The sequence below is a fragment of the Parapedobacter sp. genome (genome assembly GCF_035556095.1).
GTDB lineage: Bacteria > Bacteroidota > Bacteroidia > Sphingobacteriales > Sphingobacteriaceae > Parapedobacter.
Window position 1 is genome coordinate 129,795 of sequence record NZ_DATMFT010000026.1, and the last position, 26,549, is coordinate 156,343.

The following is a 26,549-nucleotide window of genomic DNA, read 5'->3' on the forward strand; positions in this document are numbered from 1 at the left end:
CTTCGTTATAACCTAATGTTTAACCCAAAATTGAAAATCCGCTGGATGGGGTACGGCAAATTATCGGTACCACTTACCTCCGGATCGCGGTCTTTGACCCATAGCCGATCCCAGATCGCGAGGTTCTGGCCGTTAACAAACACGCGCATCGCGCTGATTCCCCTATGTTTAAGCCATTCGCTATGCAACGCATACCCAATTTCGGCATTACGCAGTTTGAGATAGTCGGTCTGGAAATTATAAAAGTCTGACATCAACGTGTTGTTTGATGAGTTTTTCGCCACCGGCACTTTAGCGTTTTCCTGATTTTCTTGCGTCCACCGTTGCAAGATGATCTGATCCAGCGGCTTCGGCACATAGCGGGCGGTGCCGCCTCCTGCACCGTTCAGCAATAACGAGAAATCAATGGATTTATAAGACCCGCCCAACGATATGCCGCCCATGTAACGCGGTACGTTTTGTACCAGGATGGGTACGCGGTCAAATGCGTCGATCACGCCATCGCTGTTCACATCCAGGTATTTGATGTCGCCGGGTATCAACTTATTGTCAAACTGTTGCCGGGCGCTGTTATCGATATCGTCTTGCGAAATGAAATAGCCGATAGATCGGTACCCCAGCGTGTAGCCGATTTCATAGCCCCGCAGGTCTTGGTAGGGGAATGCCGGATTAGGCTGGTCGTTTTCCACGACTCGGTTGCGGGCATAGGTAAATTGCAGGGTACCGAATAATCCGAAGTCAGACCAACGTTTGTTGAACCGCAGCTCGCCGTCTATTCCTTTATTCACCACCTCGCCGGCATTCAACGGTGCCAGCGTTGATATGCCCAGGTAGTCAGGTACAGTGCCCGGGGTTGTCAAGATATTCGAACGCCGCTCATGGAAGACATCAAACGTCAATTGCAGCATGTCTTGTTTCAACACCGAAAGCTCAAAGCCTACATTCGCCTTGCGGGCCTGCTCCCACGTTACGAACGGATTGCCCACGCGAGATTCGTTATACCCGGGCCTCCACGTTGGGCTCAATCCCAGCCCATAGCCACCGCCTGCCGCAAAATCACTGAGGTACAACCACCGCTGGCCGCCGATTTTATCGTTCCCCACCAAGCCGTACGAGCCCCTTATTTTTAGGAAATTCAGCCCGGGCGTCTCTTTCAGGAAGGCCTCATCGCTAGCCACCCATCCAACGGATACCGCGGGAAAAAAGCCATAACGTTCACCCTTCGGGAAGTTTTCGGAGCCGTTGTAAGAAAGGTTCGCTTCGAGGAAATATTTCGCATCGTAGCTGTACGTGGTACGGGCACTCACGCCTTGGTAGGCGTAGGGAAGCTCGTGGTTATAGATCCGCAGGGTCCGATTTCCCAACACTTGCGCCGCGAATTGATGGCGATCCCACCCTTGTTCGTACTGCAACCTGAAGTCGAGATAATTGGACCGTTCGATGTCGTTGTTCCCCGATGTCGCCAGCGTGGTCGCGATCCGCGTCTGTTGGTACATGGGCAATCCATCCATATCCAACCCGCGGTACCAATACGAATCAAATTCCTGGTTCCGCAATGTTCGGTTGAAGTTGTTGTTTTCGAAACTGAAAAACCCTTGGGCAGACAAACCATCCAGCAGGAAATCCAGGCTATGCTGGGCCGAAATCGTTCCATACATCACGTTGGTTGAGTTCTCATAGTAACCACTTTGCGTAACCAGCCCGTAAGGGTTGCGCCAGAATGGGATTTCGACATTGCTGGCCGCTCCTAGTGTCCCGTCGGGGTTAAAGATCGGCAGCGCAAAGGGTGGCATATTGTTAAGTAGGCTAAACACTTCCTGGAAACCCGAAGACGGGCCGAGGCGCCGTTCGAGGCGCCCGGCGAGGTCCACCTGCAACTGCAGTCCTTTCGTGGCCTGGATATCGATGTTCGAGCGGAAGTTATAGCGCGAGAAACCGTTCTTTTTCCCATAGTTTTCATAAAACAGATCATCGTGCTTCAACAAGGCGCCCTGCGAAATATGGCTGCCTGACACGAAATACCGCACGCGGTTGGTACTCCCTGAAATATTGAGGTTATACTGCCCCTGCCATGCATTTTTCTCCAGTATCTCGTCAAACCAATTGACTTCCGGGTATAGGAACAGATCCGAACCCGACCGTACGATTTCCAATGCCTCCTCGCTGAATCGAGGCTCGGAATTGTTATTCGTATCGTATTCATTAAAATACAATGCACTCTGGTAGGTACTAATCGGCTTGGGTAGTCGAACAACCTGTTGCAGTGCTTGCTGCGTGGTAAAATCGATGACCGGTTTCTGGCCATCGCGACCCCGTTTGGTGGTCACCACAATTACGCCGTTGGCACCTTGGATACCGTATAATGCCGAAGATGAAGCATCTTTCAGGATGGAAACCGATTCCACTTCGTTGGGATCGATTTGGCTGAAACTGCCTTGGCCCCGCGGTAACCCATCGATCACGATCAACGGTGCCGTATTCGAGCCATAGGTAGCAATACCCCTAATGTAGAGCGATGCTGCATCGTCGCCCGGTTGCCCGGACGACTGCACGCTGATCAAACCCGGCAGCCGGCCGGCCAACGCGTTGTTGAGGTTTGCAACGGGGCTCTGCCGAAGCTCTTTGGTCTGGATGGTGGCCATAGCCCCGGTTACCGATCGTTTGGCTTGCCTAAAGTTCATCCCCACAACCACCACCTCATCCAAGTCGCTCACGGCCGCTCGCATCGTCACCTGCATCGCTCCCGTAGCAGGCACTGCCCACGTTTCGGTATAATAACCGATGAGCGAAAAAGCCAGCGAGTCCGCGCCGTCGGGCAGTGCCAGCTGAAACTGGCCGTCCTCATCGGTTGTCGTGGCCACGGTCGGCGTTCCGGCTACTGACACAGTCACGCCCGAAAGCGGAAGGCGCTGATCATCAACGACGGTGCCGGTTGCCCGCCGTTCCTGCTGCCGTTCGGCAACGGGTGGCGCGGCGGCCACAACGACCACGCCATCGTCAAGGGTCCACACCAGTGGCAATCCAGCAAGCATGCTATCCATTGCTTCAGCAATCGGTTTATTTGTTACGTTTACCGTGACTTTTTGTAAGGCAATGTCACGGCCGTTCAAGAAGTAGGTAACGCCAGACTGCTGCTTCACCTGCTTCATCACTTCAGCCAGGGGCTTTTCCTTCGCCCGGATGGTAAGCAACTGGGCATAAGAAGCGGCATACACATGCACGGTAAATACACAGGTTAAAAGTAAGGCAAGTTTCATAACGAGTAGCCATCTTGTGGTTAAGGGCCAACACATGCCCTTAACACATAAAGAATAATTCATATGTTTGTAACGTTTGGTAAAAAAATAAGACTGTTTACGCCAAGCATTGCCGGGTGGTGCGCCAACACCATCCGGTTTTTTTCGGTACATTCAGAGCACCGAATCAGGTAAATATCCGTTATATCATAATCGTCGTCATTAAATAGTTATTAAATTGGTTATGGAATGACCGTCAGTACTTTCCGGTCGTTTACTGCTTCCTCGATGCGGAAATTAACCCCGCTGCGCTTGAGTAGGCTCAGCACCTGCGACAATGATTTATCCCTACCAATCTCTCCAAAAAAAGAGGTATTGGGTGGCGCTCCCTCGTAAACCACATCCACATCATACCACCGGCCCAACTGCTTGATGGCCTTGGTCAGCTCGGTATCATTAAAGATGAACATCCCCTGCCTCCAAGCGGTAAAATCCGTTACTGCTACATCGTTGATAGCCGTCTGCTTTGCGTTGACAATGCTCTGTTGGCCAGGTCTTAGCCGATGCGCTGAGCTGGAGTGATGATTGCTGACCGTTACAGACCCATTCACCAGCGTGGTCTCCACCTGCCCTTCTTCCGGGTACCCATAGATATTGAACGCGGTGCCCAATACGGTTACCGTTTGCCCTGCCGTATGTACCGAAAACGGTACGGCATCCGGTTCAACCTCAAAATAGCCTTCACCCACCAAGACGACGCTTCGCCGCTCATCCCCAAAACGCATGGGATATTTCAATGTCGATCCGGCGTTGAGCCACACGCGCGAACCATCGGAAAACGTCACTGCATACTGTCCGCCCGCTGGCGTCGACAACACCAAGGTATCCGCAGTTGTAGGCAAAGTCTCATCGGTTTCGCGCACAACCACGCTCCCGTTTTCGTAACGCACCCCTTTGTTGACCACGATACCGCCCTGCTTGCCGCTCAACGTTATGCGCTCGCCATTGGGCAACATGAGGTAGGCCTTATTTCTCCCAGGCAGCGCATCGCTTCCAAATTCGGATGCCAAGGCCGGGGCAGACGGTTGGTTGGGTCCACCGGCAAACCACCATAGGCCAATGGCCAGTGCCAGCATCGCCGCAGCCGCCGGAAAAAGCATCCGCCGAAGCTTCGGCCGGGCCATGCGCCTTCGGATTGTTGAAAAAGACCGGGCAAGCTCTTGCTTAACAGCCGGATCTTCCAAAAAATCGTCCGAAACCGGTTCAACCAGCGACTCGTGCGCCAGCTCGTCCCAGCGCATCCTATTGGACTCGTCTTCTAGGAGCACACGAAGCTCGGTAAGCTCATCCGCGGTCAACTCATGGGTTAGATACTTCCTGAAAAGGCGTGCTAATGCTCGTTCTTGTGCCAAAGGTTCTCCTGTCTTTTAAAGATAAGACACCTAACCCTGGGCCAACATCTGCTCGGTGAGAAAAAAAATTAAAAATAGGGCAATCCGGCGATCAGCATCAAACCGACCACCCCATCATATCGTAAGCGCTGTTCGATAAAGCGCAAAGCCTTAACCATGTGGTCGTTTATGGTGGATGTGGAAATCCCCAGTTCGCGGCTCACCTGTTCGTAGGTTTTGCCTTCGTGTTTGCATCGTATATAAACCATCCGTCGCTTGGGAGGAAGTGCGTTCACCGCATTATCATATAGCCGTTCCAGTTCTTTGGCAATCATCCCCTCCTCAATGTGCGAATACCCGTCGGGCGCCTCAGCAGCCAGTGATGAAACCACTTTCGCATCCAATACCACACGTCTTGAAAAATTAAGTGCCATGTGTTTGGTAATGGTAAAAAGATAGGCTGCAAACGACGATTCGACGTGGATTGATTTCCGCTTTTCCCAGATTTTAAAAAAAACATCCTGAAGGAGCTCTTGCGCCACATCACGATCCTTCACCAGTTTAATCAGGTTTCCATACAACCGGCCAGCATAGCGATCGTACAACGCAGCAAATGCCTGTTCGTTTCCATCACGAATCTGCTCCAGGAGGACGATATCGAGCTGCTTGGCATAATCCATTTCTTTGCACCTACTCAGTTTTCGTTGGTTTACGCAAAGCTAGCCAATTTCCGGTTAACCTAAGTTCGATTGCGTCAGAAAACTTGAATTCGCTGGCATTCGTGGGCGGGAGTGGCTATACATATCCTTAACTTTTTCATAAACTGATTGCTTGTTTCCTATTGGTTTAATGTCGTTTATATCACGAAATTATTAATTCAGTAAATAATACCATTATCAGGTTTATCACCTAATATCACGACTATGTTTTGCCGCCCGCTGCTGGTCCCGCGGCGACAGCACCCTTCCAGTTGAAGGAATTATTCTCCAAATAGCTAAAATCACGTACCTTGCCGGGAAGATTGAAAATAATTGTCCCCAAAAGCAGATGCCGGTTGTCTCGGGTATAAACAAAATTTAAAAACAAAAAATTCAGCAGCAATGAAAGAGTTTTTGATGTTGATCCGCGAAGACGCCAATTACGGCGAACTATCGGCGGAAGAAATGCAGGCCTGTATCGAGAAGCACTACCGATGGGTAGAAACGCTCCGGGAAAAGGGCCAATTCAAGGAAGCGCAGCCGTTGGAAGCCGGAGGTGCCCACATCCGAGGCAAGCAGCGGATTGTATCCGACGGCCCTTTCTTGGAAGGCAAGGAATGCGTCAGCGGTTATTACATCCTGCTGGCCGAATCGCTGGAAGAAGCCATCGAGATTGCCAAGGGAAACCCCGATCTGGATTGGGACCGCGCGGTGGAAGTCCGCGAAATCATGCCCATGGAAGATTGATCAACCATGGACACTAGCGGACAACTTGCGGCGCACTTTTTCCGTGAACACTCGGGCAGGATGGTAGCATCCCTTGCCCGGGTGTATGGCATGACGCACTTGGACACCATTCTCGATGCCGTGCAGGACACGTTCGAGACGGCCGTGACAAACTGGCGTTACCACGGCCCACCCGACCATCCGCGTGCATGGCTTTCGCAGGTCGCCCGCAACAAGCTCATCAATGCCCTGAAGCGCCAGGCGCGGCACAGTCATGCCACCGAAGCGGAAGCTCCATTGCTTGCCCTATCCACGACCGATCCGGACCCGGTGCTGGCAGACGAAGCGCCTACAGACGGCCAGATCCAACTGCTCGTGGCCTGCTGCCATCCGGTGCTGAGCGAGCGTGACCGCATCCTCATCACCTTACACATCCTTTGCGGCTTTGGGGTACCCGAGCTGGCCAATGCCCTTCAGCTAAACCAAGAGGCGGTAAAGAAGGCCTTGCAGCGCTGCAAGGCCCTCCTCCGGCAGAAGTCGCCCAAGTTGGGCCAATATTCGCTTGCCGCCGCAGCCCAGCAATTGCCCACCGTTTGCACCATCCTTTACCTCCTATTCAACGAAGGGTATAAAGCCACCCGCAACAGCAAAGGCATCGACTTCGACCTGTGCTATGAAGCCCTGCGCCTAGCGAAGCTGGTTCGTCCCGTGGCGACTCCCGAAGCCGAAGTGGATGCCTTACTCGCGTTGATGTTCTTCGGTGTTGCCCGCTTTCCCGCCCGCCTGGCAGCCTACGGCGATTGGATACCGTTGGAAGAACAGGACCGGTCGCTTTGGAACACGGCATTGATCGCCGAAGGATTCCATTACCTCGACCAGGCAAAGCGGAGCGGCTACGCAGGCCGGTATTACCTGGAAGCGCTGATCGCGTCGCTCCACTGCGCCGCACCCCATTTCGCGGCGACCGATTGGAAAACCATCCATGACCTATACCAGTTATTGGAAAACATCGAACCCGCCTCCACGCTTATCCGGCTAAACCGGCTCATCGCCCAAAGTTATGCCCAGGGGCCACTGCCAGTCATCACTGAACTGGCCACCTTTACCGTCGACGGAAGCCCCGGCGCCGCATTTCTCCTTGCCGCCACGAAAGGGCATGTTTACCAGCGTGCCGGGCATGCCGCGCAGGCCCGTGCAGCTTATGAAGAGGCCCTACACCTCGCCCAGAATCCGCTGGATAGCCAGCTTATCCGAAAGCGGATGGAAGCGACCATTTTGTGACCAAATAAGGGCAAAGGGCCTCCAAAAAATGACGATTTCATGGGGGAAAAAAAATCCCTACCTTTATGGGCGAAGGCACACCGTTATGACCAACCACACGCCATGTTGAGACCTATATTGTCCCTTATACTGTCCATGTCGTGCTTTACCGCATCGGCGCAGAAAACACAAAAGCTGCTTGTCGTTGAAAACAGAGAAAACGACTCGGGGCACCAATACCTGACGGCCTACACATTCAAAGACGGCCTATTCACGTCTAAGGATACGATTTTTGAAAATCCGCCGGGGCCTCCCTATATCTCCTTCCACTTGGGCAGTTCATCTTGGCATAAAAACCGGTATGTCATTGGCGGTAACGGGGCCGTCATTGACATCGAAAGCAGGGAACTTATCTGGGAGAATAGCGATCCGGAAGATCGATTCATCGAAGCCCTGGGCGATACCCTGGTGTATACCGGAATTTTATTTCCTCGATCTGGCCACGTTACAATATCATCGATCCGAAGCAGGGTCCATATGGTGCAGGTACAGCCGTTTATTCGTTACCTTTGGCAGCTTACATTACAGGTAAAGATACAGCACATCATTTTTACACAACCATGAAGACGAAAAGCAACCCTTCACTTTATGCACTATTGATTTGGAATGTCCTATTGACTGCTTATCTGGTGTATACCCACGTTTACACGGATAATACCACGGTAACCGAGCGGCTAGACATTGTCAGCAAAGACCAAATCCCGCTTTTAAGCCTCTCCAATGCTGACCTATTTCCGGACCCCATCATCGATGGCAAGACCCACAAACGTGCGGTATCGCCCAGCGGGATGGTTTTCTTCAATGAAGATGGCAATGAAGTGGGTGGTATGGCGTTTTCAACACGAGATTCCACTTCGTTAAACGCATTTGTGTTGGACTATTCCAATGCCGATGCCATCGGCATGCTTGTACATGAAGATAAAGGCAGCGGCTCCCACCGTGCAGCCATCCAAATCAACGATAAGGGCGAAACACCTGGCGCAGGCACCCATCGCATCTCGTTGCAAAACGAAAACGGCACCGCGGGTCTTTTCATCATGGATCGGAAAGGCCAGGTCGTCGTCGAGCTATCGGTAGACTCGTTGGGCAAACCGAAGCTGTTGCTGCCGCAGATAACACAATGATAAGTTAAGACGTTTCATTCAGCGATTTCTCTTGAAACGTTTTGAAGCGAGCTCTGGGAGTTTCTGATGCAGTTCCGCTAAACTGCTTCCGCCACTATCCGCTGCATGCACCACGGCGCCACAGCAGCTATGGTTGCTTACTAACAGGCACCACCAATTCTACCGCGATGACTTCGCCAATCCGCTTTTTCTCGAGGTGGTAGTCGGTTCTCTTCAATTCGAACCTGCCGCGGAATACCCCTTCATCGCCCGATCCGTCAAATGTAAATGGGATGGCAATCTCCCGGGTAACGTCCTTGATGGTCAGGTTTCCGTTGGCCACAAAACCATTTTCCGTAGGCGTAACCGTATGGGAGGCGAAGCGGATGGTGGGATATTTCTCCGCATCCAGGAAGTCCGCCGCCTTGGCATGCCGGTTTTTGAGGCCGAGGCCAGTGCTTATCGTGTTCACATCCACGGTGACATCGAATTTGGAATTTGCCAGGTCTAAGCGATTGAACTCGATGGTACCTTTCAGACCTTTCAATGTACCCGAAGCTCCCTTGGTGCTGAACTTAACCGCATAGTCGCCTTCTTTTACCTGCCACCCAACAAAATAGGCCGACGTAAATGCCGAAAGCAGCAATAAGCAGACCATGCCGGAATAAAGGATCTTCTTTTTCATCGTGTTGGCGTTATTTTGTGATTACAAACTTAGCTAAATTACCGATATAGGCCCTGCAACCAACCGGCAATTATTCGGCGCCTTGCTAAACATTACAGCCCCGGGGCAGTCACATTGCCCCGGGGCTGCGGTAGGCGCGGGATGCTTTATCTTCTCCGTCTTTTCATCAGCTGTTTACTTATCGCGTTTTTAATCGTATCGATCGTCGTATTTCTACGCATAAAAAAAAGGCGCCACATGACGTTAACGAATTAGCGATCGGCTCGAAATTTTTTACAACAGGTTTGACAGCGTTGTCATATCGCCGGAGGATAAAGCAGGGTTTATTGCGGAATTGACAAAATTGAATCCGGAAATCGAGGCGGTGTAAATTGATTACCCCCTTCTTTATCGGGGTGGTATTTTAGATTGCCTCGAATTTGGCGGAGAGTTGAGGTTTATTAAAACATTTTGTAAATTTGTGTAAATGCATTTGACAGAAAGGAACATTATTATGGATCGCATCGTATTAGAGGTTGATAGTGCGTTGGCCCGAGTTTGGAGAAACAGTACTCCTGCGCTCAAGGCAGAATATGAGCGTAAAATAGCTGATATACTCAGAGAATTGAAGGAAGCCGAATTTGATAAACTGTTGGACAAAGCCGGGAGAACAACAAAAAAAAACAGGTTAACCGAAACCAAACTAAACCAATTACTTAGTGAAGAGGATTAAGTTATTTGTATTTGATACCAACACACTAATCAGTTCGTTTCTATTGCCCAATTCTGTGGCTAGACATGCACTAAACCGCGCCCGGAGATTGGGGCATATAGTCTTGTCAAAAGCAACTGCCGACGAGTTTAAAGGTGTATTTGTTCGCCCAAAATTCGATCGGTATCTCCCACTCGCTGTTCGGCTAGAGATTATCGAGAGTTTCGATTCATTGGCAGTATACATTAACCCACACCATATTGTAACGGATTGCCGAGATCCGAAGGATAATAAATTTCTAGAAATCGCATTGAGTGCTAAAGCGAGTGCAATCATTACCGGAGATCAAGATTTACTCGTGCTCCATCCGTATAAAGACATTCCAATTATCAATGCCGCTGCGTTTCTGGAACAATAAATACCCTAAGTTGAAGAGCGCCTACATCGGGGAATTCAATATGTAGCATTATTGTAGTACGATTCGTCTATATAGACGATGACCAGTGTCTTATCCAATGAGATGTAAACATGATATCCGCTTATTAGCCGTATTGACAACTGGCTTGTTGATTGCCGGATGTGAAAAAAAAGATCTTGCACCGAACCCGGAAGAACATGAAGAATTTCTGAGGCTGGCCTACGCGGCCGATGAGGACGTTTTCCCGAGAGGTTTTTATAGCGAAGAAGACCAAACAAGCACTACGTATTATGTCAATACCATAAGCATAGCACCCCCACCCGATCGGGGAAATGAATGGATAGAATTGCATACCGATGATGAGCATCAAGCGCAAACATGGGTGGAATTGACTAGAACGAACTCCTCGGCGCAAACAGTTCAACAGGGGTCGTCACAAGCGGCTAAATACTTCGAATATCCGGCCTTGATGACCAACGGTCATATGATCCGTTTCCGGGTACATAGGTCCACCTACTTTGAGCCACTGCTGGACAAATTCAATGGGGATAAAACCATAGGCCGCTATAACGGCGTGATGGATATGGCATCGGTAGCCGAGCTGATACAGTACCTTTGGGTGAACTATAATATGAATTTGGGGGGATACCAGATCGGTGGTAATCGGGTTTTGGAAACCGAAGGCGCGGAAGAAGAGACGACCTATTCATACCGTATCAGATTGCTTTCCATCACTTACGGCGACTGGGGGCTCCATGACGTAATCTATGTAAACGACCACTATTTTAGCCTTTCGAAAGCGACGGGCATACTTCGGCACGACAAAACTGTGGAGGTCGCGAAAATCCGTGGACACTATAATGAAGGAGGATTGTAAATCAAAGCAATGGATCCGGCCAGGAACGTAACCCCAGGCAAATGACGTTTACGCCGTACATCAAGGCAAATCATGCAAAGAATCGGCTGAAATGCCATGGATAGGCCCGATATATTTTCTGGCAACAACCAGGTTGGAGAACTTGATATGATGAGAACCCCCCGGCGGTGTCGTATCATCGTAAAATTGGATCCAAAGGTAATTGATATTCAGTTGCTCCGTTGTCCTCCAACGAAACCCATCAAACGGCTGTCCTGCCTCATCGTTGAGCCAAGAGTCCATGTCCCAATACCCATTCGGAAAACCGGGGCCCCAATGCCCTACTTCGATGCCGTCTTGCCAGATCTTTAATTCGCCGTTATATGCCGTGGCCGGGTGGTTAAGTTTGATCATCAGCTCAACGCACATCCAGGTGTCCCAAATTAACTGCCTGGCCCGTGGGCTGCCGTTGACCATATCGTTTCCATAGCATTTGCCGCGGGCACCAGCCCGCATGTCTCCCCAATACAGGTAAGTGTCCATATTCGGTGCATTAACAGGCTCGTAGCCTATTGCAATACGCGTATCGCCCATTCCGCAGGTACCCGCAGCGGGCTTTGGGTATGGGAGGGCCGGCTGGTATCCTCCGATCCAGACCGACTCATGATGGATGTATCCTTTTGAACTCGAAGGATACTTTACATAGTACCGCACATAAATGACGCTGTCAAATCCCGGGTCGAATCTTTTGTAAAGATGCCCGCCGTCATTTTCACCTCCTTGATTTGTCATCACGAGAGCGACAACGCCCTTAGCCGGAACATCCACCGTATCAAGGCGCATTCCTTCGCCATTGAGCACATCGTTATACCTGGCTTGTATATTAGCCAAGCCATCACTGAATTTCTCTGTGAAAAGAACGTCGCGATCTTGTTCGATACCGATATCTCCGGGGTATTTCTCTGCGAGTGAACCGGCGGTGCTGCCAGTCGTAAGCATGCTTAAGGAACCAAAAACAGCAAGACCATTTAGGATTGCAAAGCAAATAATTGGCACCCATTTCTTAGTTTTCAAGACAACGTATTTTATTTCTTAGTAAAGTTACTAAGAAAAATAAATCCTTCATCTTGTTCTCGGTCGCTTTATTTTTCGGTTGACAGCTTTTCGACAAAGCTGTTTCCCAATGGCGACAGCTCGTAGCCTACACGGTGGCTTATGGTCAAGCCTAAGTTTTTCAGTTTCCGTATATTCAGCTTTAGCCATTCCTTTTCAAAGCCTGTAAGCTTTGCAATACCCAAGGCGTGTAAATTGGGGTTATCTTTGATTGCCAATAGAATTTTTCTCGTCCAATGCCCTTGTCTGCTGTGGTTGTCCAACCGTGCTAACTTCGTTTTTAAATCGGCAAAATGCTGTGCTGATAGGTCCGTTTGCGCGCTTAGTTTTATTCGTGGATCGGCGGAATGATAACGAACAGTTATTTTAAAAATCGTCGCGGTAGTGTTGTGTGTAAACGATTCTAGCAATTGTTGTTTATCTCTAAAACCTGCCTCCAAAGCGTCTTTGTCGGTGATTTCATTTTCGCTGACCGTTTTAACTTTACAGATTTCAACCAGGCCGACAGCTGTGTGTAAAAGGCTTCCGCTTTTTACAGAAGCCTTTTCCCACCTGCGGAACGCCAACGTGATTTTCCCCGATTGAATGCCTTGAAGATGTATCGCTTTAAATAGCATAATTACAAACGCCTTGTAGATGCGTTCAAACTTAACGATTTATCAAATCTATTCAACTCAAACTTATACAAAGTTAGGTCTAAATACAAACGGAAATAGCGTATCATAAAAAAGATTCGATTTCAGCAGCGCGTTGGGATTGTGGAGCCATTTTGTTTAACTTTGGGTAATATCGATAAATTAAACTGGCTATGTCGCACGAACTTCATCTTCATTATCTGCAACGTTGCGTCGAATTGGCAACACAGGCGCTAGAGGAGGGTAATGACCCGTTTGGCTCGTTGCTTTTATCCGCCGAAGGCGAGGTGTTGTTCGAAGACTATAACCATACGGCTACTGGCAATAAGATGCTGCATCCCGAATTAGCCATTGCAGTGTGGGCCGCTACAAACTTGAGTGAAGAAGAAAGGGCTACCGCTGTGGTATATACGTCGGGCGAGCATTGCGCCATGTGTGCCGCTGCACACGCTTGGGTAGGCTTAGGAAAGATTGTTTTTGCAAGTTCATCTGAGCAACTTGGCAAATGGATGGTCGAATTTCAAAGGGAACCTATACCAATCGCTCCCCTACGCATAAAGGATGTAGTCCCTGCCATAGAAACAGAAGGTCCCTTTCCAGAATTTTCCGACATGCTCCGCGAGCTGCATCGAAAGAACAACAAGTCGCGCTAGTAAAGAAAAAACCATAATTCCAACTACTGGAACGGCAACGCGAAGGCTGCGGCTTCGGTAAATTAACCATATATGACAGCACCAGATCATATCCATTACACAATATACCAACCGCCCGGAACGGCAATCAAGGCGGCCGTCCTCATCCTGCATGGCATGCAAGAACATAGCGGCCGGTATGAAAGCTTCGCTAATTATTTAAAAATGCATGGCTATGCCGTACTGACGTATGACCACATTGGGCACGGGCACACGGCCAAAGCAACCGCTGAATTGGGCTTTTTCCGTAGGGATGATCCCGGCGGACGCCTGATGGAGGATGCGGAACGGATGTTGCACTTCATGACGCAGTGTTTCGCCGGTGAAAAGCTGGTCTTGATGGGGCATTCCATGGGTTCGTTTATTGCCCGTCTCCTATTAAAGAAATTTCCGCAATATTTTGCTGGAGCAATTCTAATGGGAACAGGCGGACCAAATCCATTAGCCGCCCTTTTTCGTCCAGTATTAGCGATGGCTAATCTGATCGCACCGCGGCGCCGGAGCAAGCAACTCAATGAACTCTTTTTACAGATCAACAACAGAAAATTCAGGCATGAGACCCCGGTTGACGGAACGAATTGGCTAAGTGCTGACCTAGCCAATCGAAAAGCGTTCCTGCATGATGAGCTATGCGGGGTAAACTTTAGCAACAACGCGTTCTTTGGCCTCATCTCCATCAACGTGGAAGCGACCAAATCAAAGTGGGCTGAAAACCTTTCCAAAAACATGCCCTTGCTTTTTGTAAGCGGTGCAAACGATCCGATCGGAGACTTCGGAAAAGGCGTGGTAAAAACCGTGCAGGCGTTACGGAAATGCGGCTTTGAGCGGGTTGAGCTAAAATTGTACCCCGGCATGCGCCATGAGGTACTCAACGAGGGTGATCGGAAACTGGTTTTCGACGACATCGTCGCATGGCTGGATAAAACCGCAGTACGGTCTCCGCAACCAAAGGAATGAAATTCTCCTTGTTTTCCGGGATTGACCGAACGTGAATGGCTCACTACCTTTGTTTTTTATAGATTGAGGTCTTATGAATACAAAAGTAAAAGCAATTGCAATCGGTTTGGCTACTATTTTTGGTATCTGGTCATGTGCTAAAAAAGACGATGGCCCCTCCGGCAACAATGGTGGTGCGAATGGAGGTTTAACCGGAAAACTCATTTACTCGTTTGTTGGAAATGTATATCAGTTGGATTTACAGACCAACCGCCAAAGCACCTATTTCACATACAACACGTATGGTTTCAACAGCTGGGACATGAGCTGGGACGAACAATTCAGACTGGCCACTGAACGGGAAGCAGGTGTGTTTGATGTTGCTAAAGTGACGTTGATACGCAATGCCGATGGAACTATCGTGGATGAATTCGACTACGACTCCCCGTACGGCACAAACACCAAAATAGCGGCTCTTCTCTCACACGATAACACGAAAGTGATGTACCACCCAACATTTGACAATGGTATTGTCATCACCGATTTAGACGGCAACGTGTTAACCCATTTGGAAGGTGTAAATGTGGGAACGGATCCCGTGGCGTTTGGGATTAGCGACGAGGTATTGTGGCTCCCCGATAACAGTATTTTGTTTACGCTGGACGAAAGGTATATCGCGAAATCCGACCCGCCATACAACAGCCTGTCCTTGGTAAAAGAAATGCCATACACACAATGGGGGAACCTGAGAGTAAATAAGCAAGGCACACAGCTGGCCCTGATGGTGAGCAACCATATTTACGTGATGGACATAGACGGCGGCAATTTGAGGCAGGTAACGGAAAGCAGCGGTGGGGAAATCCATGCCGATTTCTCTCCCGACGGAAATCACTTATTGGTAGCTAAAAAAATCGGGCCTACATTTTTTTACTGGAATCTCGCCGTGATACCAAATGACGGCCAGCTCCATAACATGGACAGCGGAAAAGAGGTTATTATCATCCAGCCGGAAGGAGAAAACACCCTGCCAGCGGTTGACGGCGGCACATTCTGGATTGAATAGTCGATAGGTATATTTTAAAACCTACCGGGTACGCTCCTATTTATCCCGGCTCCGCTGAAACGCCAAGCCACAGTCAAGAATCCAGTTGATGGCGTCGACCGGAAGATCGGACTCGGGGTTGAGCCGCAGGATTCTCATCCGTTTCCGGCTTTCCTGTTCGAGCAATGGGTGGTCAATGTATTTACCATCGGCCATGCTCAAGTAAGGTTGGCCATCCCTCCGATCAATCCGCAGGTAACAGAACATCTTGCCCCGGAAATAGAAAAACGGCATGTTGTATTTCCAGTGTTCGGTAATCGCCGGGTCCCTGGATAGGATGATTTCCCGCATTGCCAATAACACCTCGCGGATGGCATCGGTTTGCCGATAATAGAATTCGTCAAGTACGTTCATCTCACAAAAGTAACAGCAATTTGATAAACTTCTAATTTGTTTAGTATTTTTGGAAAATCGCGGCGGGAATATGTCCCCTACTTTTGAAGATGACACAGAAAGATATCCAATTACTGGCTGAAGCCCATGGTTTGCAGCTCACCAACGAGATGACATTCAACGAAATGGGTATCGACTTCAAAGTCGGCTTTGCTACGGATAAAAACGGACAGCAGTGGATCCTTCGTATCCCCCGCCGGGGCGACTTGGGCGAGCAGATAGCAAAGGAAAAAAAGATATTGCAACTGGTTCGGAAGCACCTTCCGATACAGGTGCCGGATTGGCAAATTGCCACGCCACAGCTGGTCGCATACCCATTATTGAAGGAAAAGCCTGCGCTGACCTTCGACGCGATTACCTACGAAGTGACCTGGAATATCGACAAGGATAGCCCAAACTACGTACCTTCATTGGCCAATACATTGGTAGCATTACAGGACATTCCGGTGGAAGAAGTTGTAGGACGCGGCTTGCGGGTGATGGAACCACAGGATCTGAGACCAGAGATTTCAAGCCGTTTGCAGCTGGTGAAAGCGGAACTCGGTATAAGCAGGGCGTTGGAACTGCGCTATCGTAAATGGTTGGACAATGATGCGCTTTGGCCGGATTTCACGACTTTTATCCATGGTGACCTATATGCGGGCCACATATTGGCATCGGAAGATGGTGTTGTATCGGGCATGATCGATTGGTCAACAGCACATACGGGCGACCCCGCGTTGGATTTCTCCGGCCATGTCAGTGTTTTTGGCGAAGAAAGTCTCAAAGCCCTAATTTCCGAATTCGAAAAACGAGGTGGCCGGGTTTGGGATCGCCTTTTTGACCAGGCCGTAGAACGGGCCGCCGCAGCGCCTTTGGCGTATGGGTTCTTTGCCGTGGAGACACGAATCGACCAACACATCGCTGGGGCGAAAGCACAGTTAGGCGTCGGGTAAGAACAGTGACATGCGTCTGGTACCCGAACGCATGATTGATAATCACCCAAAATTTGCGAAATTAGCAGTCGTTTTCCATAGCTCATGAAGAAACCCATTATCGTCATCAAATTTGGCTCCGCGTCGATTACCACGGCAGACGGAGCGATAGACGAACAGATTATCGTAGAAATAGCGCGGCAGACGGCCAAACTAAAGGAACATTATAACATCGTGATCGTGTCATCCGGTGCTGTAGCAGCGGGAAAAGCCTACATCCCTCAATACAAGGGTACATTGCCGGAGCGGAAAGCAGCTGCAGCAATCGGCAACCCCTTACTGATTGGCATCTACGCCACGTATTTCAAACCGTATAAAACCGCCTTAGCACAAAGCCTCTGTGAACGACAGCATTTTGCCAACCGCGCCCAATTCGTTCAATTGAAAAACACCTACGAAACACTGTGGCGCAACAACATCATCCCTATTGCGAATGAAAACGATGTGGTCAGCAACAAAGAGCTGAAGTTTTCTGACAACGACGAGCTTGCCACACTAATTGCCGTAGGGTTCGGTGCCGAAAAAATCCTGTTCAGTACATCGGTGCCGGGTGTATTGGATACAGCCGGACAGCTCATCCGCGAAATCCCGGTAATCGACAAGCAAATACTGTCGTTAGCCAGGAAGGAGAAATCAACGGTGGGCTTGGGTGGCATGACCTCCAAACTGAATTTCGCCAGGATAGCCAACCAGTTGGGTATCGAAGCGGTCATTTTTGGCATGGATACTGAAAATGCCATCCTGAAGGCTGCAGCAGGTGAAATTGGTACCTGCTGCCGGGCAAAACCCAAGAAAATATCATCACGCCATAAGTGGATGGCGACCGGTAGCCTCATTTCCGGTAAAGTGGTCGTCGACAAAGGTGCACTGGAAGCATTGAAAAAACGCCGAAGCCTGCTAGCTGTCGGGGTCACGAGCGTGATCGGCGGGTTTATGACGGGCGAGGTTTTCCAAATAGCGGATGAAGAGGGATTGATACACGCAGTGGCTAAGTCAAAGATCGATTCAGCAGTGATTGAACATGCCAACAACAAAACGAATATAGAAATTGCGCATGCAGACGACATCGTCCTCTTATAACACAAACTCCACGGTTCAATCTGTGCTGAATTCCGAGCTAAACGACGTGGACTAATCGCAATCTGGAACCATACCCATCGTCAATCCGGTTGGGGACCACACGGGCACTAAACGCATGGTACAGCCGTCGCCGCCGCTGGGGTCCCCGCCCTCAACTTCGCGTGAGGTACGAAAGGCCAACTTTAGCGTCGACCCGGCCGGAAACACGTCCGTGCTTTCATTGAACAAAACATCGACATCTGCGAAAACGTACCGCTCACGGACATCACCGGAAAACGATATCGTTTGCGCCGCATTTTCAAACATCCCGGAAATGTCACCTTCAATAACCCGCAAAACCGCTCCTGGACTTTCCAAAAGGAAATTTCCGCCGTGGTCGCGGCCCCGTATTTTGAGGTTAATCTCACCTTCATCCCCGAAATTGGCCTGAAAAACAAGCGAAACAGAATCTGCCGTTTGCTCAATAGCGGAAACGGTTGCGTTTCCTTTCCAAGTATATCGCAACGAGCCGTCGATAAATAGTTCGCCCGTCGCATCGCCCAGATAGGGCGTGCCGCCAAATTGATCGCCAAAGCGGCTTTGGGCTGGTTGCGGTTTTTCGCTCTTACTACAACCCATAAACACAATAATAGCTAGTACTGCAGCAAAAGAGGCTAAAACATTTGTTGTCATAAATTATCTCCCGCTACAAATATAAACGCTGCACCTGTGGGCCACAATGCTGGAAAACCAGTATTTATTAGAACACCAACATCAAAATAGGCAAGTTTATCGCTCGGGTAGCATTAAACAAAATCCCGAAAATCCTTGACAGCCTTGATGTGTTCCTCTATGGCTTTAATTTTATTGAAATAGCTTTTTTTGTACATGAAATAGGAGATTATAATGGCCAGCACAATGGATATAATCAACCTGGGCAGGATGTCAATCAATTGCTGGAATTGGTAACCATCGATAAACAGGTAGAGGGAGACCATACCAAAGGGGATTAACGACAGGCCGACAAGCCGTTCTCTGGTGACCAATAAACGAAAGCGATCTATTTTAAGCGCGAAATCGGTGATGGAGTCTACCGCCAGATCGATCTGCTTTATCAACGCAATCTTATAAATCGCTGTACTAATTTTGGCGAGCAGGCTGAGCAGCAGGATGATATAGCCGGCCATGGCCGTAGCGGACGAAAGGGCTCTATCTGTCAGGAATAAAAGCGCGACAAGCAGGACGATGACGAACAAAAGACCAGTGTATTCGTTCTTGAGCAGCGTGGAAAGATAACCGTTTGATTTATCCAGGGAGGCGAACTCAGCATCATGCTCACCGGGATAAGCAATGGAAAACCGCGTTTGTCCCTTTTTGATACGCGTGGTAGGGTATCCGCCTGCATTATCCGAAGTAGCGGGTTTGGCATGCTGCCCGGTACCGTGATTGGCTTGTTCCGCATCCGGCGGGCCAGACGCTTGCCAAAGCTTTTTCATTTCATGGAGTTCCATTGTCTTTCCTTATACATTACTGAGCACAGCGGCTTGTTTCCTTAATTTTTCTTTTATACGGGCTAGTTTGGTACCTACATTGCTTTCGGAAATCCCCAGCATATCCGCTATTTCCCGATAAGGGTAGTCATCCAAGTAAAGCACAATCAATGCTTTCTCCATCGCAGGCAGCGATGCGATCAGCTCGTACATCAGTTCGTACTTTTCTTGTGCAACAACTGACGTCGCGGGATGTACATCCGGCAACTCAGCTACACTGGTCACGATGTTTTTTTTACTTTTCCGCTGAAAAGTAATCGCCGTGTTCAGCGCGATTCTATAAAGCCACGTACTGAATGTGGCAGCATGCCGGTACCTCGGATATGCGCTCCATGCCTGCAATACAATCTCTTGGAACAAATCCTGACGGCTGTCGGTATCGTGCTCATATACCCTGCACACTTTATAAATCAATCGCTCATTGGCCGATATTAAGCCGAGGAAGTCGTTGGTATATGATTCGGTATTTGCTGGCATTCCCTCTTGTTATATTCCTATTAGTCGCGAAAGCTAATGAAAAATCACACTTCGGAGCGAAATTTTCAAAAAGGCAATTTTCATCATTATTAGAAGCCATTGGATTGAGTAGACGTTGAAGTTTCGAAAAAAACTTCATGTACATTTGAAAAGCACAAGGTGCTTTACCAACCGGTTCGACCGGGATGGGAAATGGCTTAATCGTATCGCAGCACGCCATTCCGGTTGCTTCCGGCATGCTTGGTGGACTGCGGCAGAGGCAGAAGGATGATAAAATCCCTACCTTTGACGGCATAATGAACAATAATAAATGTAGATGTTTGATGCGGAGGCGTTAATTCAATTTGGTGGGCTACTGGTCATTCTCCTAGCAATTTATGCCCAGACCGGTATTTTTTTCTGTTTCTTTCTTCCGAGCGGAGCACCCCTTTTTATGGCGGGGGTATTAATTGCTAATGGCTCGTTTGACCATAGTCTTTTCACGCTATGCACCATGGGCACCCTGGCCGCCTTACTGGGCAACATCACTGGGTATGCCATCGGTTATAAGGCGGGTCCGCTTTTATACCGCAAGCCCGATTCCGGATTTTTCAAAAAGCAGCATCTAACGGCTGCCGAGAACTTCTACAACAAATACGGTGCTTGGGCGCTATCCATAGGTGTGTTTTTTCCGTTGATTCGCACGTTTGGACCCTTAGTTGCAGGTGCTATTCAACTGAAATTTAGCCGCGTTGTACTATTTACCTTTCTGGGTTCACTTGGCTGGATCCTTTCGTTTGCAACTGCCGGCTATCTGATAGGAAGTATGCCGTTTTTACGTCCTTACCTCAATTATGTTGTCGCTGGTATCATCATACTTGTCACCGTACCAGTGGTAACTAACATCATCCGGGGATTTAAAAGGAAGAAACATGGTTAACCGGATTCCAACGCACTGCCACGCGCGGATGCGATCGTAGATTGAAAGCCATCATTCGGCTTCAGGTTCTTGTGCTTATAAGTTGATTATCGCATCGTGATTTAATCGGCTTTCTTATTTTTGCAAATCAGCATTGAAATTAATGGAATTGCCTTTCCCATTATTAACAACTACAAGGTTACGACTGCGACAAATCGAATCCTCCGATATTGCGCATATATACCGAGGCCTCTCCGACCCGAAAGTAATAAAATATTACGGTGTGAGCTTCGACTCCCTACAAGCCACACAGGAACAGATGGAGTGGTTCCGGAACCTCGAACAAAATAAAACAGGCATCTGGTGGGCTATTTGTTCGCCGGATAACCGGATATTTTATGGTGCCGGAGGCTTTAACGGCATAAGCCGGGAACACCGAAAAGCTGAAATCGGATTTTGGCTGCTGCCTGACTTTTGGGGACAAGGCTTTATGCAGGAAGCATTCCCACTGATTTGCGGTTATGGATTTGAGCGCCTCGGCTTAAACCGAATTGAAGGGTTTGTTGACAGTGAAAACCTGAATTGCAAACGGGCCATCGAAAAGTTGGGATTTATACACGAAGGAACGATGCGGGAATGCGAGTTTAAAGAAGGCAGGTACCTAAACGTAGACATCTACTCGAAACTGAAAAAAAAATAACCCCAGCTCCTTTATGAAAAACGAGCCGGGGTATAAAACATCTCTTGTGGAGATGCCGCCCCAATGGGGTTAGGGGCTATCAACCTAAACCTGCTGTAAATATAGCGAAAGTAATTCGCTCGCCAAAACGATTTCTTAAAAAAACTCAGCTATTCACCTCCGCCATTTTAACTTGCCGGGCATCTTTTTACATCAATCTGCTAGCGTCATTTCGTCGACCAAATGGCCTGCACCAGCGAACTTGTCGATAACAAAGAGCACGTAACGTATATCGACCGCGATGGTACGCTGCAGCTCGTCATCGAAGATGACATCGCCGGCCATGGCTTCGATGTTGCCGTCAAATGCGATACCGATCAGTTCACCTTTGCCGTTCAGCACGGGCGAGCCGGAGTTACCACCCGTGATGTCATTGTCCGTCAGGAAATTGATGGGCAGGTTGCCTTCGCGGTCGGCATAGCGCCCGTAATCACGCTGTTCGTACAATTCCCTCAACCGATCGGGAAGGTCAAATTCCTCGTCGCCGGGTTGGTACTTGGCAATGGTGCCTTTCAGTGTCGTGAAATAATTGGCGCTGGCATCGTTGCTGGGATCGGGCGGCAACGGATTGATTTTGCCGTAGGTGAGACGCAGCGTGCTGTTTGCATCTGGATAATATTTCTTTTTCGGATTCCGTTTGCGCGTTCCCTCCACATACAGGCGGAAGGCCCGCTGGAAGCGCCCTTGAAGCTCTTGCTCCTCAGGCGACGTTTGCCGGTAGCGGTTGAGTAGCGCGGTCGACAGCTTATACAGCGGATCGTTCTGCAGGGCGAGCGTATCGGGCTGGGCTAGAAACCCATCAACCCGCTCGCGGCTTGCGAAGAGACTGGTTTGGAATGCTGCGTCGATGTATCCCGACAAATCGCCATGATGCTGTTGATAAAGCGAATCGATATACGGCGGAACGCCGCCCTCGGTCGCTTTTTCGGCATACAGGTTCAACAGTGCGGCCAGTACATCGCGCTCCAAGGGCAAGTATAGATCGCCATACGTGCCCTCTAGGTTAGCGTTAATCCGCTCGGCAACTTCTTTACGCTTGGCGTCATTCTGGGCGGCATAGTACGCCAGCGCATTGCCCAACGAATACGGCAACGCCGCGAAGGTACTGGATCGCAGCAGTCCAACCAGGTAATTGTCGTGCCGGGCTCCCAGATCGGTTTCCTTATAATAGTTGTTGATGTCGTTGATGACCGAACCGTACCGTTCGCGGTTACGCCGCTTGTGCGCCCACTTGTCGAACCGGGATTCTTCAGCCGCTTTGATACTGGCGGTGCGGTGCTGGGTGAGCGCGTCGATCATCCCCTGCCGGTTTTTCCAGTAATTGGCGACCTGCGAATACTTGGACGCGTAGTCGAGCTTGACTTTCGGGTCGGCGTCCATGTACTTCTTCATTTGGTCCATGCCGACCTTGGAGGCTTCCACCCAGGCCGGATAGGCAAAGTTCACGTTCTGTTCTACCCCACCCGACGGCATCCAACGGTTCGTACGGCCCGGATAACCCAGGATCATCGCGAAGTCATTTTCGGTATACCCGTTCAAGCTGACCGTGAGGTGGTGCTTCGGCTTCAGCGGCACATTGCCTGCCGAATACGGGGCCGGATTGCCGTCTTTATCCGCATATACCCGGAACAGGGAGAAGTCGCCGGTATGGCGGGGCCACTCCCAATTGTCCGTATCGCCCCCGAACTTGCCAATACTGTTCGGCGGTGTACCCACCAGCCGCACGTCGGGATAGTCCTGATATACGAAGTAATAGTATTCATTGCCCTCGTAAAACGAGCGGACGGAAACCGTGTATTTTCCACCTTCGTTGTTTTCCTGCTCGATTTTGGCAATCTCGCGATTGATGGCCTTTTCGCGCTCGGCTTCACTCACCGCATCATCCACAACGCCGAGTATCCGCTGGGTAACATCGTCCATGCGGACAAAAAAGCGCACAGAGAGTTCGTCGGGCTTGAGCTCCTGCTGCTTTGTAGCTGCCCAAAATCCATTGGTGAGATAGTTGTTCTCTGGCGAGGAAAGCGCTGCGATGGCGCCGTAGCCGCAATGGTGATTTGTCAACACCAAGCCCTGCCCCGAAACAATCTCAGCAGTGCATCCGCCACCGAACTGTACGATGGCGTCTTTGATGCTGGAATGGTTGATGCTGTAGATTTCTTCGGCAGTGAGCTGAAGACCCATCTTCTGCATATCGCGCTCGTTGAGGCGCTCCAAGTGCATAAGAAACCACATACCTTCGTCGGCAAACGCGCTGAATCTTACGGATACAACCAGTATTAATACAATGATTTTTTTCATCACAAATCGAATAGTGTTTTGCATATATGTTCGCTATGCTTCCGAAGGGCTCGGAAGTTCATGTGCGTGGGCAAAGCTACGGATACCCCGCCAATCATACAATAGCGCAGCCTCCGGATTTTCGGGGCAAAATTTAAATCCATACCTTTAACCAAACGAACGATGACACGATGACTAGATTACTTTGTACGTTGTTGGGGCTGTTGATAAGCTTAAACGCATTGCATGCCCAATTAAAATATGCCAACGATTTTATCGAAACCGGTGCTGAACAAACTGCACGCTACATTGATAAACTCAAGGGTAAGCGGGTTGCCTTGGTGGCCAACCAAACCAGTGTAATCGGCAGCACGCATCTACTGGATAGCCTATTAAAACGGGGCATAAGTGTGACCAAGGTTTTCGGCCCGGAGCATGGCTTCCGGGGGAATGCGAGTAATGGTACCGAGGTTTCAGACGAGGTCGATCCGGCCACGGGTGTGAAGATCATATCCCTTTACGGAAAAAAGAAAAAGCCAAGCAAAGAAGACCTAGCCGACGTGGATATCGTCGTCTTCGACATCCAGGACGTGGGCTGTAGATTCTATACCAACATCAATACGTTGAGGGACGTGATGGAGTCTTGCGCAAAATATGGCAAAGAACTGATGATTCTCGACCGACCAAATCCAAATGCCTATTTGATAGATGGCCCTATTTTGGATATGGACCTGAAATCCGGAATCGGACAGTTTCCCATACCGATAAGCCATGGCTTGACCGTAGCGGAATTTGCACAGATGGTAAATGGCGAAGGATGGCTCGAAAATAACCTAAAATGCAAACTTGATATCATAAAAAACGCCAACTACCATCATGGCTTGTTGTACAAGCTACCTGTAAACCCATCGCCGAACCTTAATACGGAAGCCAGCATCCTCCTCTATCCGTCTACATGCCTCTTTGAAGGTGTAGCGCTGAACCATGGTCGCGGTACGGATTATCCTTTTACGGTAATCGGCGGGCCGCTATTTAAAGGAATATACGACTTTTCTTTTACGCCCGTGTCCAAGCCGGGTATGGCCGAAGATCCCATTTACCAGAACCAAACCTGCTATGGCTTGGACTTACGTGATTATGACCTGGAAGAACTGGTTAAGTCCGGAAAAATAAACCTGGCGTGGATGATCGAACTGTATTCCAAATTTCCGGATAAAGCTAAATTTTTCGATCGGAGCATCCATAGGCAAATCGGCAACATAGATTACCTCGCCGGCGTTGCTGAGTTCAAGAAGCAAATCGCGTCTGGCAAATCGGAAGCGGAAATCCGCAAGACTTGGGAACCTGGCTTGGATGCCTATAAAAAGATGAGGAAGAAATATCTACTCTATGAATAGCATAGCCATTCCCACACGGACCGAAGATAAAAGTTATTCGGGCTGTCGTCCATAGGCACCATAAAAGGCGGCACCGATGAGCGCAGCCTTGCTATTCAATATCACTTTTATAGGTACGTTCTCCAACAATTCTTCCATATCAGCGTTTCGGACAAACTGCTGGCGGAACAGTGTTTTTCGCAACAACGGGTAAATCCGGGGCGGTATGCCACCACCGAGCAGGATGCCACCTGTGGCCTTGTGTTTAAGCGCCAAGCTTGCTGCTTCTCGCCCCATATAGCTCACAAACAACGCCATCGCCTCGATACAGGTGGCGTCTAATTCACGCATGGCCGCATGGCTGACCACGGCCGCTGGATTACTGTCATTCTTGAAATTTTCGGTTAGCCAAGCCGGCTCTTTATGCCCCTTTACATCGCGAAGAAAACGGTAAATACGGTAAATACCGGGACCCGAAACTACGTGTTCCCAACTCACGATACCGAGTTCGTCTTTCAGATGCGCATAAAGCTCCAAATCAAGCGCTGTTTGGGGTGCAAAATCACTGTGTCCACCCTCTGTGGCAAATGGCCGGTAAGCATGGCCATCCCAAAAAAGTCCGGCCTCACCCAGCCCCGTGCCCGGAGCCAAGATGGCCATGTTGCCTATGGAGCGTTCTCCACGGTCAAATATAGTGGCTACATCATCCTGAACCAGTCCCGCAAGTCCGTATGCAGTGGCCTCCAGGTCGTTGATAAGCACAACCTGGTCAATGCCAAAATGACGTTGCAATTGATGGCCGTCGAGCTCCCAAGCCAAGTTAGTCAACTTCACTTGGTTGTTCGAGACAGGACCAGCAACACCGATGGATAACACAGAAGGGGTCTCTTGATCGCCGTCGAGAAATTTTGCAACCATCTCCTCAAAGGTAGCCCCTCCCTTTGAAGGAACGGTAGCCTCCCGCAAAAGTACGGGTGCATCGTCTTGTACTTCAAATAAACCCAAACTGGTTTTGGTGCCACCAATGTCTGCTGCTAGGATATTTTCCCCATGAAAATCGGGTTTCCCACGTTGGGGTAAATGCAGTGAATAACTCATGGTTCCTCTTAATTAAGTGTGATAGCGATATCTTTACCCGTCTAATATACTTATTAATAACAATGATACCAACACAAACAATCCCGCCAATCGTCCGTTAGCTAGT

General features: G+C 49.5%; 28 protein-coding genes. 16 read left to right on the top strand and 12 right to left on the bottom strand.

Going from position 1 to position 26,549, the window contains the following annotated elements:
- Window positions 1–5: 5 nt before the first annotated feature.
- From VNQ80_RS17270 to VNQ80_RS17280, 3 genes are all read right to left on the bottom strand, one after another.
- On the bottom strand, window positions 6–3,257 hold the full coding sequence (locus VNQ80_RS17270) for a TonB-dependent receptor (RefSeq protein WP_325640963.1): 3,252 nt from the start codon (window positions 3,255–3,257) through the stop codon (window positions 6–8).
- A 221-nt stretch (window positions 3,258–3,478) separates the two neighbouring features.
- Window positions 3,479–4,648, bottom strand: a complete 1,170-nt coding sequence (locus VNQ80_RS17275; RefSeq protein WP_325640965.1) for a FecR family protein — start codon at window positions 4,646–4,648, stop codon at window positions 3,479–3,481.
- A 68-nt stretch (window positions 4,649–4,716) separates the two neighbouring features.
- Window positions 4,717–5,307 (bottom strand): RNA polymerase sigma-70 factor, encoded by a 591-nt coding sequence (locus VNQ80_RS17280; protein ID WP_325640967.1) that lies wholly within the window; start codon window positions 5,305–5,307, stop codon window positions 4,717–4,719.
- A 420-nt stretch (window positions 5,308–5,727) separates the two neighbouring features.
- On the opposite strand from VNQ80_RS17280, the gene VNQ80_RS17285 reads away from it, so the two are divergent.
- From VNQ80_RS17285 to VNQ80_RS17300, 4 genes are read left to right on the top strand one after another with little or no spacing between them, the layout of a single operon-like run.
- The gene (locus tag VNQ80_RS17285; protein ID WP_188506337.1) at window positions 5,728–6,072 is read left to right on the top strand and encodes a YciI family protein; all 345 of its coding nucleotides are present in this window, start codon (window positions 5,728–5,730) and stop codon (window positions 6,070–6,072) included.
- 6 nt (window positions 6,073–6,078) lie between these two features.
- A complete protein-coding gene (locus tag VNQ80_RS17290; protein ID WP_325640971.1) occupies window positions 6,079–7,332 on the top strand; it encodes an RNA polymerase sigma factor in 1,254 nt (417 codons plus the stop codon).
- 39 nt (window positions 7,333–7,371) lie between these two features.
- Window positions 7,372–7,935, top strand: a complete 564-nt coding sequence (locus VNQ80_RS17295) for a hypothetical protein (protein WP_325640973.1) — start codon at window positions 7,372–7,374, stop codon at window positions 7,933–7,935.
- Window positions 7,932–8,495 carry a hypothetical protein gene (locus tag VNQ80_RS17300; protein ID WP_325640975.1) on the top strand — a complete coding sequence of 188 codons (564 nt, stop codon included), beginning with the start codon at window positions 7,932–7,934 and terminating at the stop codon, window positions 8,493–8,495. The genes VNQ80_RS17295 and VNQ80_RS17300 overlap by 4 nt, the downstream gene beginning before the upstream one ends.
- A 127-nt stretch (window positions 8,496–8,622) precedes the next feature.
- Here VNQ80_RS17300 and VNQ80_RS17305 read toward each other — a convergent pair whose 3' ends face one another.
- Entirely contained in the window at window positions 8,623–9,159 is a 537-nt protein-coding gene (locus VNQ80_RS17305; protein WP_325640977.1) for a YceI family protein, read from the bottom strand.
- Between the two features lie 250 nt (window positions 9,160–9,409).
- On the opposite strand from VNQ80_RS17305, the gene VNQ80_RS20975 reads away from it, so the two are divergent.
- From VNQ80_RS20975 to VNQ80_RS17320, 4 genes are all read left to right on the top strand, one after another.
- Window positions 9,410–9,529, top strand: coding sequence for a PH domain-containing protein (locus VNQ80_RS20975; protein WP_414693007.1), 120 nt, complete (start codon window positions 9,410–9,412; stop codon window positions 9,527–9,529).
- 123 nt (window positions 9,530–9,652) lie between these two features.
- Window positions 9,653–9,871, top strand: a complete 219-nt coding sequence (locus VNQ80_RS17310; protein ID WP_325640979.1) for a hypothetical protein — start codon at window positions 9,653–9,655, stop codon at window positions 9,869–9,871.
- A complete protein-coding gene (locus VNQ80_RS17315; protein ID WP_325640981.1) occupies window positions 9,858–10,268 on the top strand; it encodes a putative toxin-antitoxin system toxin component, PIN family in 411 nt (136 codons plus the stop codon). The genes VNQ80_RS17310 and VNQ80_RS17315 overlap by 14 nt, the downstream gene beginning before the upstream one ends.
- Window positions 10,269–10,365: 97 nt before the next feature.
- Entirely contained in the window at window positions 10,366–11,145 is a 780-nt protein-coding gene (locus tag VNQ80_RS17320; protein WP_325640983.1) for a hypothetical protein, read from the top strand.
- 60 nt (window positions 11,146–11,205) lie between these two features.
- Here the strand turns inward: VNQ80_RS17320 and VNQ80_RS17325 are convergent, their stop codons facing one another.
- Both VNQ80_RS17325 and VNQ80_RS17330 read right to left on the bottom strand, forming a co-directional pair.
- Window positions 11,206–12,123, bottom strand: a complete 918-nt coding sequence (locus VNQ80_RS17325) for a hypothetical protein (RefSeq protein WP_325640985.1) — start codon at window positions 12,121–12,123, stop codon at window positions 11,206–11,208.
- A 143-nt stretch (window positions 12,124–12,266) separates the two neighbouring features.
- Entirely contained in the window at window positions 12,267–12,854 is a 588-nt protein-coding gene (locus VNQ80_RS17330) for a hypothetical protein (RefSeq protein WP_325640987.1), read from the bottom strand.
- A 191-nt stretch (window positions 12,855–13,045) separates the two neighbouring features.
- Between VNQ80_RS17330 and VNQ80_RS17335 the strand changes: the two genes are divergently transcribed.
- From VNQ80_RS17335 to VNQ80_RS17345, 3 genes are all read left to right on the top strand, one after another.
- Window positions 13,046–13,525, top strand: coding sequence for a deaminase (locus tag VNQ80_RS17335; protein ID WP_325640989.1), 480 nt, complete (start codon window positions 13,046–13,048; stop codon window positions 13,523–13,525).
- A gap of 72 nt (window positions 13,526–13,597) precedes the next feature.
- Window positions 13,598–14,521, top strand: coding sequence for an alpha/beta hydrolase (locus VNQ80_RS17340; protein ID WP_325640991.1), 924 nt, complete (start codon window positions 13,598–13,600; stop codon window positions 14,519–14,521).
- Between the two features lie 73 nt (window positions 14,522–14,594).
- Window positions 14,595–15,563: a hypothetical protein gene (locus tag VNQ80_RS17345; protein WP_325640993.1), complete on the top strand. Its 969-nt coding sequence runs from the start codon at window positions 14,595–14,597 to the stop codon at window positions 15,561–15,563.
- 36 nt (window positions 15,564–15,599) lie between these two features.
- Here the strand turns inward: VNQ80_RS17345 and VNQ80_RS17350 are convergent, their stop codons facing one another.
- Window positions 15,600–15,956, bottom strand: a complete 357-nt coding sequence (locus tag VNQ80_RS17350) for a DUF1801 domain-containing protein (RefSeq protein WP_325640995.1) — start codon at window positions 15,954–15,956, stop codon at window positions 15,600–15,602.
- A gap of 89 nt (window positions 15,957–16,045) precedes the next feature.
- On the opposite strand from VNQ80_RS17350, the gene mph reads away from it, so the two are divergent.
- Together mph and proB are read left to right on the top strand one after the other, a co-directional pair.
- Window positions 16,046–16,930: an Mph(E)/Mph(G) family macrolide 2'-phosphotransferase gene (mph, locus tag VNQ80_RS17355; RefSeq protein WP_325641000.1), complete on the top strand. Its 885-nt coding sequence runs from the start codon at window positions 16,046–16,048 to the stop codon at window positions 16,928–16,930.
- An 84-nt stretch (window positions 16,931–17,014) separates the two neighbouring features.
- Entirely contained in the window at window positions 17,015–18,049 is a 1,035-nt protein-coding gene (gene proB / locus VNQ80_RS17360) for a glutamate 5-kinase (RefSeq protein ID WP_325641002.1), read from the top strand.
- 51 nt (window positions 18,050–18,100) lie between these two features.
- Here proB and VNQ80_RS17365 read toward each other — a convergent pair whose 3' ends face one another.
- The 3 genes from VNQ80_RS17365 to VNQ80_RS17375 all read right to left on the bottom strand — a co-directional run bounded on the left by VNQ80_RS17365 (window position 18,101) and on the right by VNQ80_RS17375 (window position 20,055).
- Complete coding sequence (locus VNQ80_RS17365) at window positions 18,101–18,721, bottom strand: hypothetical protein (protein WP_325641004.1); 621 nt, start codon at window positions 18,719–18,721, stop codon at window positions 18,101–18,103.
- Window positions 18,722–18,834: 113 nt separating this feature from the next.
- The gene (locus VNQ80_RS17370) at window positions 18,835–19,539 is read right to left on the bottom strand and encodes a hypothetical protein (protein ID WP_325641006.1); all 705 of its coding nucleotides are present in this window, start codon (window positions 19,537–19,539) and stop codon (window positions 18,835–18,837) included.
- A gap of 9 nt (window positions 19,540–19,548) precedes the next feature.
- Complete coding sequence (locus VNQ80_RS17375; RefSeq protein ID WP_325641008.1) at window positions 19,549–20,055, bottom strand: sigma-70 family RNA polymerase sigma factor; 507 nt, start codon at window positions 20,053–20,055, stop codon at window positions 19,549–19,551.
- Window positions 20,056–20,371: 316 nt separating this feature from the next.
- Here VNQ80_RS17375 and VNQ80_RS17380 point away from each other — a divergent pair, with 316 nt between their 5' ends.
- Together VNQ80_RS17380 and VNQ80_RS17385 are read left to right on the top strand one after the other, a co-directional pair.
- Window positions 20,372–20,974: a DedA family protein gene (locus tag VNQ80_RS17380; protein WP_325641010.1), complete on the top strand. Its 603-nt coding sequence runs from the start codon at window positions 20,372–20,374 to the stop codon at window positions 20,972–20,974.
- A gap of 142 nt (window positions 20,975–21,116) precedes the next feature.
- Window positions 21,117–21,653, top strand: a complete 537-nt coding sequence (locus VNQ80_RS17385) for a GNAT family protein (protein WP_325641012.1) — start codon at window positions 21,117–21,119, stop codon at window positions 21,651–21,653.
- A gap of 192 nt (window positions 21,654–21,845) precedes the next feature.
- Here the strand turns inward: VNQ80_RS17385 and VNQ80_RS17390 are convergent, their stop codons facing one another.
- Window positions 21,846–23,990 carry a S46 family peptidase gene (locus VNQ80_RS17390; protein ID WP_325641014.1) on the bottom strand — a complete coding sequence of 715 codons (2,145 nt, stop codon included), beginning with the start codon at window positions 23,988–23,990 and terminating at the stop codon, window positions 21,846–21,848.
- 170 nt (window positions 23,991–24,160) lie between these two features.
- On the opposite strand from VNQ80_RS17390, the gene VNQ80_RS17395 reads away from it, so the two are divergent.
- On the top strand, window positions 24,161–25,366 hold the full coding sequence (locus tag VNQ80_RS17395) for a DUF1343 domain-containing protein (RefSeq protein WP_325641016.1): 1,206 nt from the start codon (window positions 24,161–24,163) through the stop codon (window positions 25,364–25,366).
- A 33-nt stretch (window positions 25,367–25,399) separates the two neighbouring features.
- Here VNQ80_RS17395 and glk read toward each other — a convergent pair whose 3' ends face one another.
- Window positions 25,400–26,443, bottom strand: coding sequence for a glucokinase (glk, locus tag VNQ80_RS17400; RefSeq protein WP_325641018.1), 1,044 nt, complete (start codon window positions 26,441–26,443; stop codon window positions 25,400–25,402).
- Window positions 26,444–26,549 lie beyond the last annotated feature (106 nt).

Excerpts from the sequence above, each read along its gene's own strand:
- proB (WP_325641002.1), top strand. The coding sequence starts at position 17,015 with ATGAAGAAACCCATTATCGTCATCAAATTTGGCTCCGCGTCGATTACC.
- VNQ80_RS17285 (WP_188506337.1), top strand. The coding sequence starts at position 5,728 with ATGAAAGAGTTTTTGATGTTGATCCGCGAAGACGCCAATTACGGCGAA.
- VNQ80_RS17280 (WP_325640967.1), bottom strand. The coding sequence starts at position 5,307 with ATGGATTATGCCAAGCAGCTCGATATCGTCCTCCTGGAGCAGATTCGT.
- VNQ80_RS17340 (WP_325640991.1), top strand. The coding sequence starts at position 13,598 with ATGACAGCACCAGATCATATCCATTACACAATATACCAACCGCCCGGA.
- VNQ80_RS17290 (WP_325640971.1), top strand. The coding sequence starts at position 6,079 with ATGGACACTAGCGGACAACTTGCGGCGCACTTTTTCCGTGAACACTCG.
- glk (WP_325641018.1), bottom strand. The coding sequence starts at position 26,443 with ATGAGTTATTCACTGCATTTACCCCAACGTGGGAAACCCGATTTTCAT.
- VNQ80_RS17270 (WP_325640963.1), bottom strand. The coding sequence starts at position 3,257 with ATGAAACTTGCCTTACTTTTAACCTGTGTATTTACCGTGCATGTGTAT.
- VNQ80_RS17330 (WP_325640987.1), bottom strand. The coding sequence starts at position 12,854 with ATGCTATTTAAAGCGATACATCTTCAAGGCATTCAATCGGGGAAAATC.
- VNQ80_RS17300 (WP_325640975.1), top strand. The coding sequence starts at position 7,932 with ATGAAGACGAAAAGCAACCCTTCACTTTATGCACTATTGATTTGGAAT.
- VNQ80_RS17320 (WP_325640983.1), top strand. The coding sequence starts at position 10,366 with ATGAGATGTAAACATGATATCCGCTTATTAGCCGTATTGACAACTGGC.
- VNQ80_RS17335 (WP_325640989.1), top strand. The coding sequence starts at position 13,046 with ATGTCGCACGAACTTCATCTTCATTATCTGCAACGTTGCGTCGAATTG.
- VNQ80_RS17365 (WP_325641004.1), bottom strand. The coding sequence starts at position 18,721 with ATGACAACAAATGTTTTAGCCTCTTTTGCTGCAGTACTAGCTATTATT.
- VNQ80_RS17295 (WP_325640973.1), top strand. The coding sequence starts at position 7,372 with ATGGGGGAAAAAAAATCCCTACCTTTATGGGCGAAGGCACACCGTTAT.
- VNQ80_RS17350 (WP_325640995.1), bottom strand. The coding sequence starts at position 15,956 with ATGAACGTACTTGACGAATTCTATTATCGGCAAACCGATGCCATCCGC.
- VNQ80_RS17345 (WP_325640993.1), top strand. The coding sequence starts at position 14,595 with ATGAATACAAAAGTAAAAGCAATTGCAATCGGTTTGGCTACTATTTTT.
- VNQ80_RS17380 (WP_325641010.1), top strand. The coding sequence starts at position 20,372 with ATGTTTGATGCGGAGGCGTTAATTCAATTTGGTGGGCTACTGGTCATT.
- VNQ80_RS17395 (WP_325641016.1), top strand. The coding sequence starts at position 24,161 with ATGACTAGATTACTTTGTACGTTGTTGGGGCTGTTGATAAGCTTAAAC.
- VNQ80_RS17305 (WP_325640977.1), bottom strand. The coding sequence starts at position 9,159 with ATGAAAAAGAAGATCCTTTATTCCGGCATGGTCTGCTTATTGCTGCTT.
- VNQ80_RS17310 (WP_325640979.1), top strand. The coding sequence starts at position 9,653 with ATGGATCGCATCGTATTAGAGGTTGATAGTGCGTTGGCCCGAGTTTGG.
- mph (WP_325641000.1), top strand. The coding sequence starts at position 16,046 with ATGACACAGAAAGATATCCAATTACTGGCTGAAGCCCATGGTTTGCAG.
- VNQ80_RS17385 (WP_325641012.1), top strand. The coding sequence starts at position 21,117 with ATGGAATTGCCTTTCCCATTATTAACAACTACAAGGTTACGACTGCGA.
- VNQ80_RS17390 (WP_325641014.1), bottom strand. The coding sequence starts at position 23,990 with ATGAAAAAAATCATTGTATTAATACTGGTTGTATCCGTAAGATTCAGC.
- VNQ80_RS17370 (WP_325641006.1), bottom strand. The coding sequence starts at position 19,539 with ATGGAACTCCATGAAATGAAAAAGCTTTGGCAAGCGTCTGGCCCGCCG.
- VNQ80_RS17325 (WP_325640985.1), bottom strand. The coding sequence starts at position 12,123 with ATGCTTACGACTGGCAGCACCGCCGGTTCACTCGCAGAGAAATACCCC.
- VNQ80_RS17375 (WP_325641008.1), bottom strand. The coding sequence starts at position 20,055 with ATGCCAGCAAATACCGAATCATATACCAACGACTTCCTCGGCTTAATA.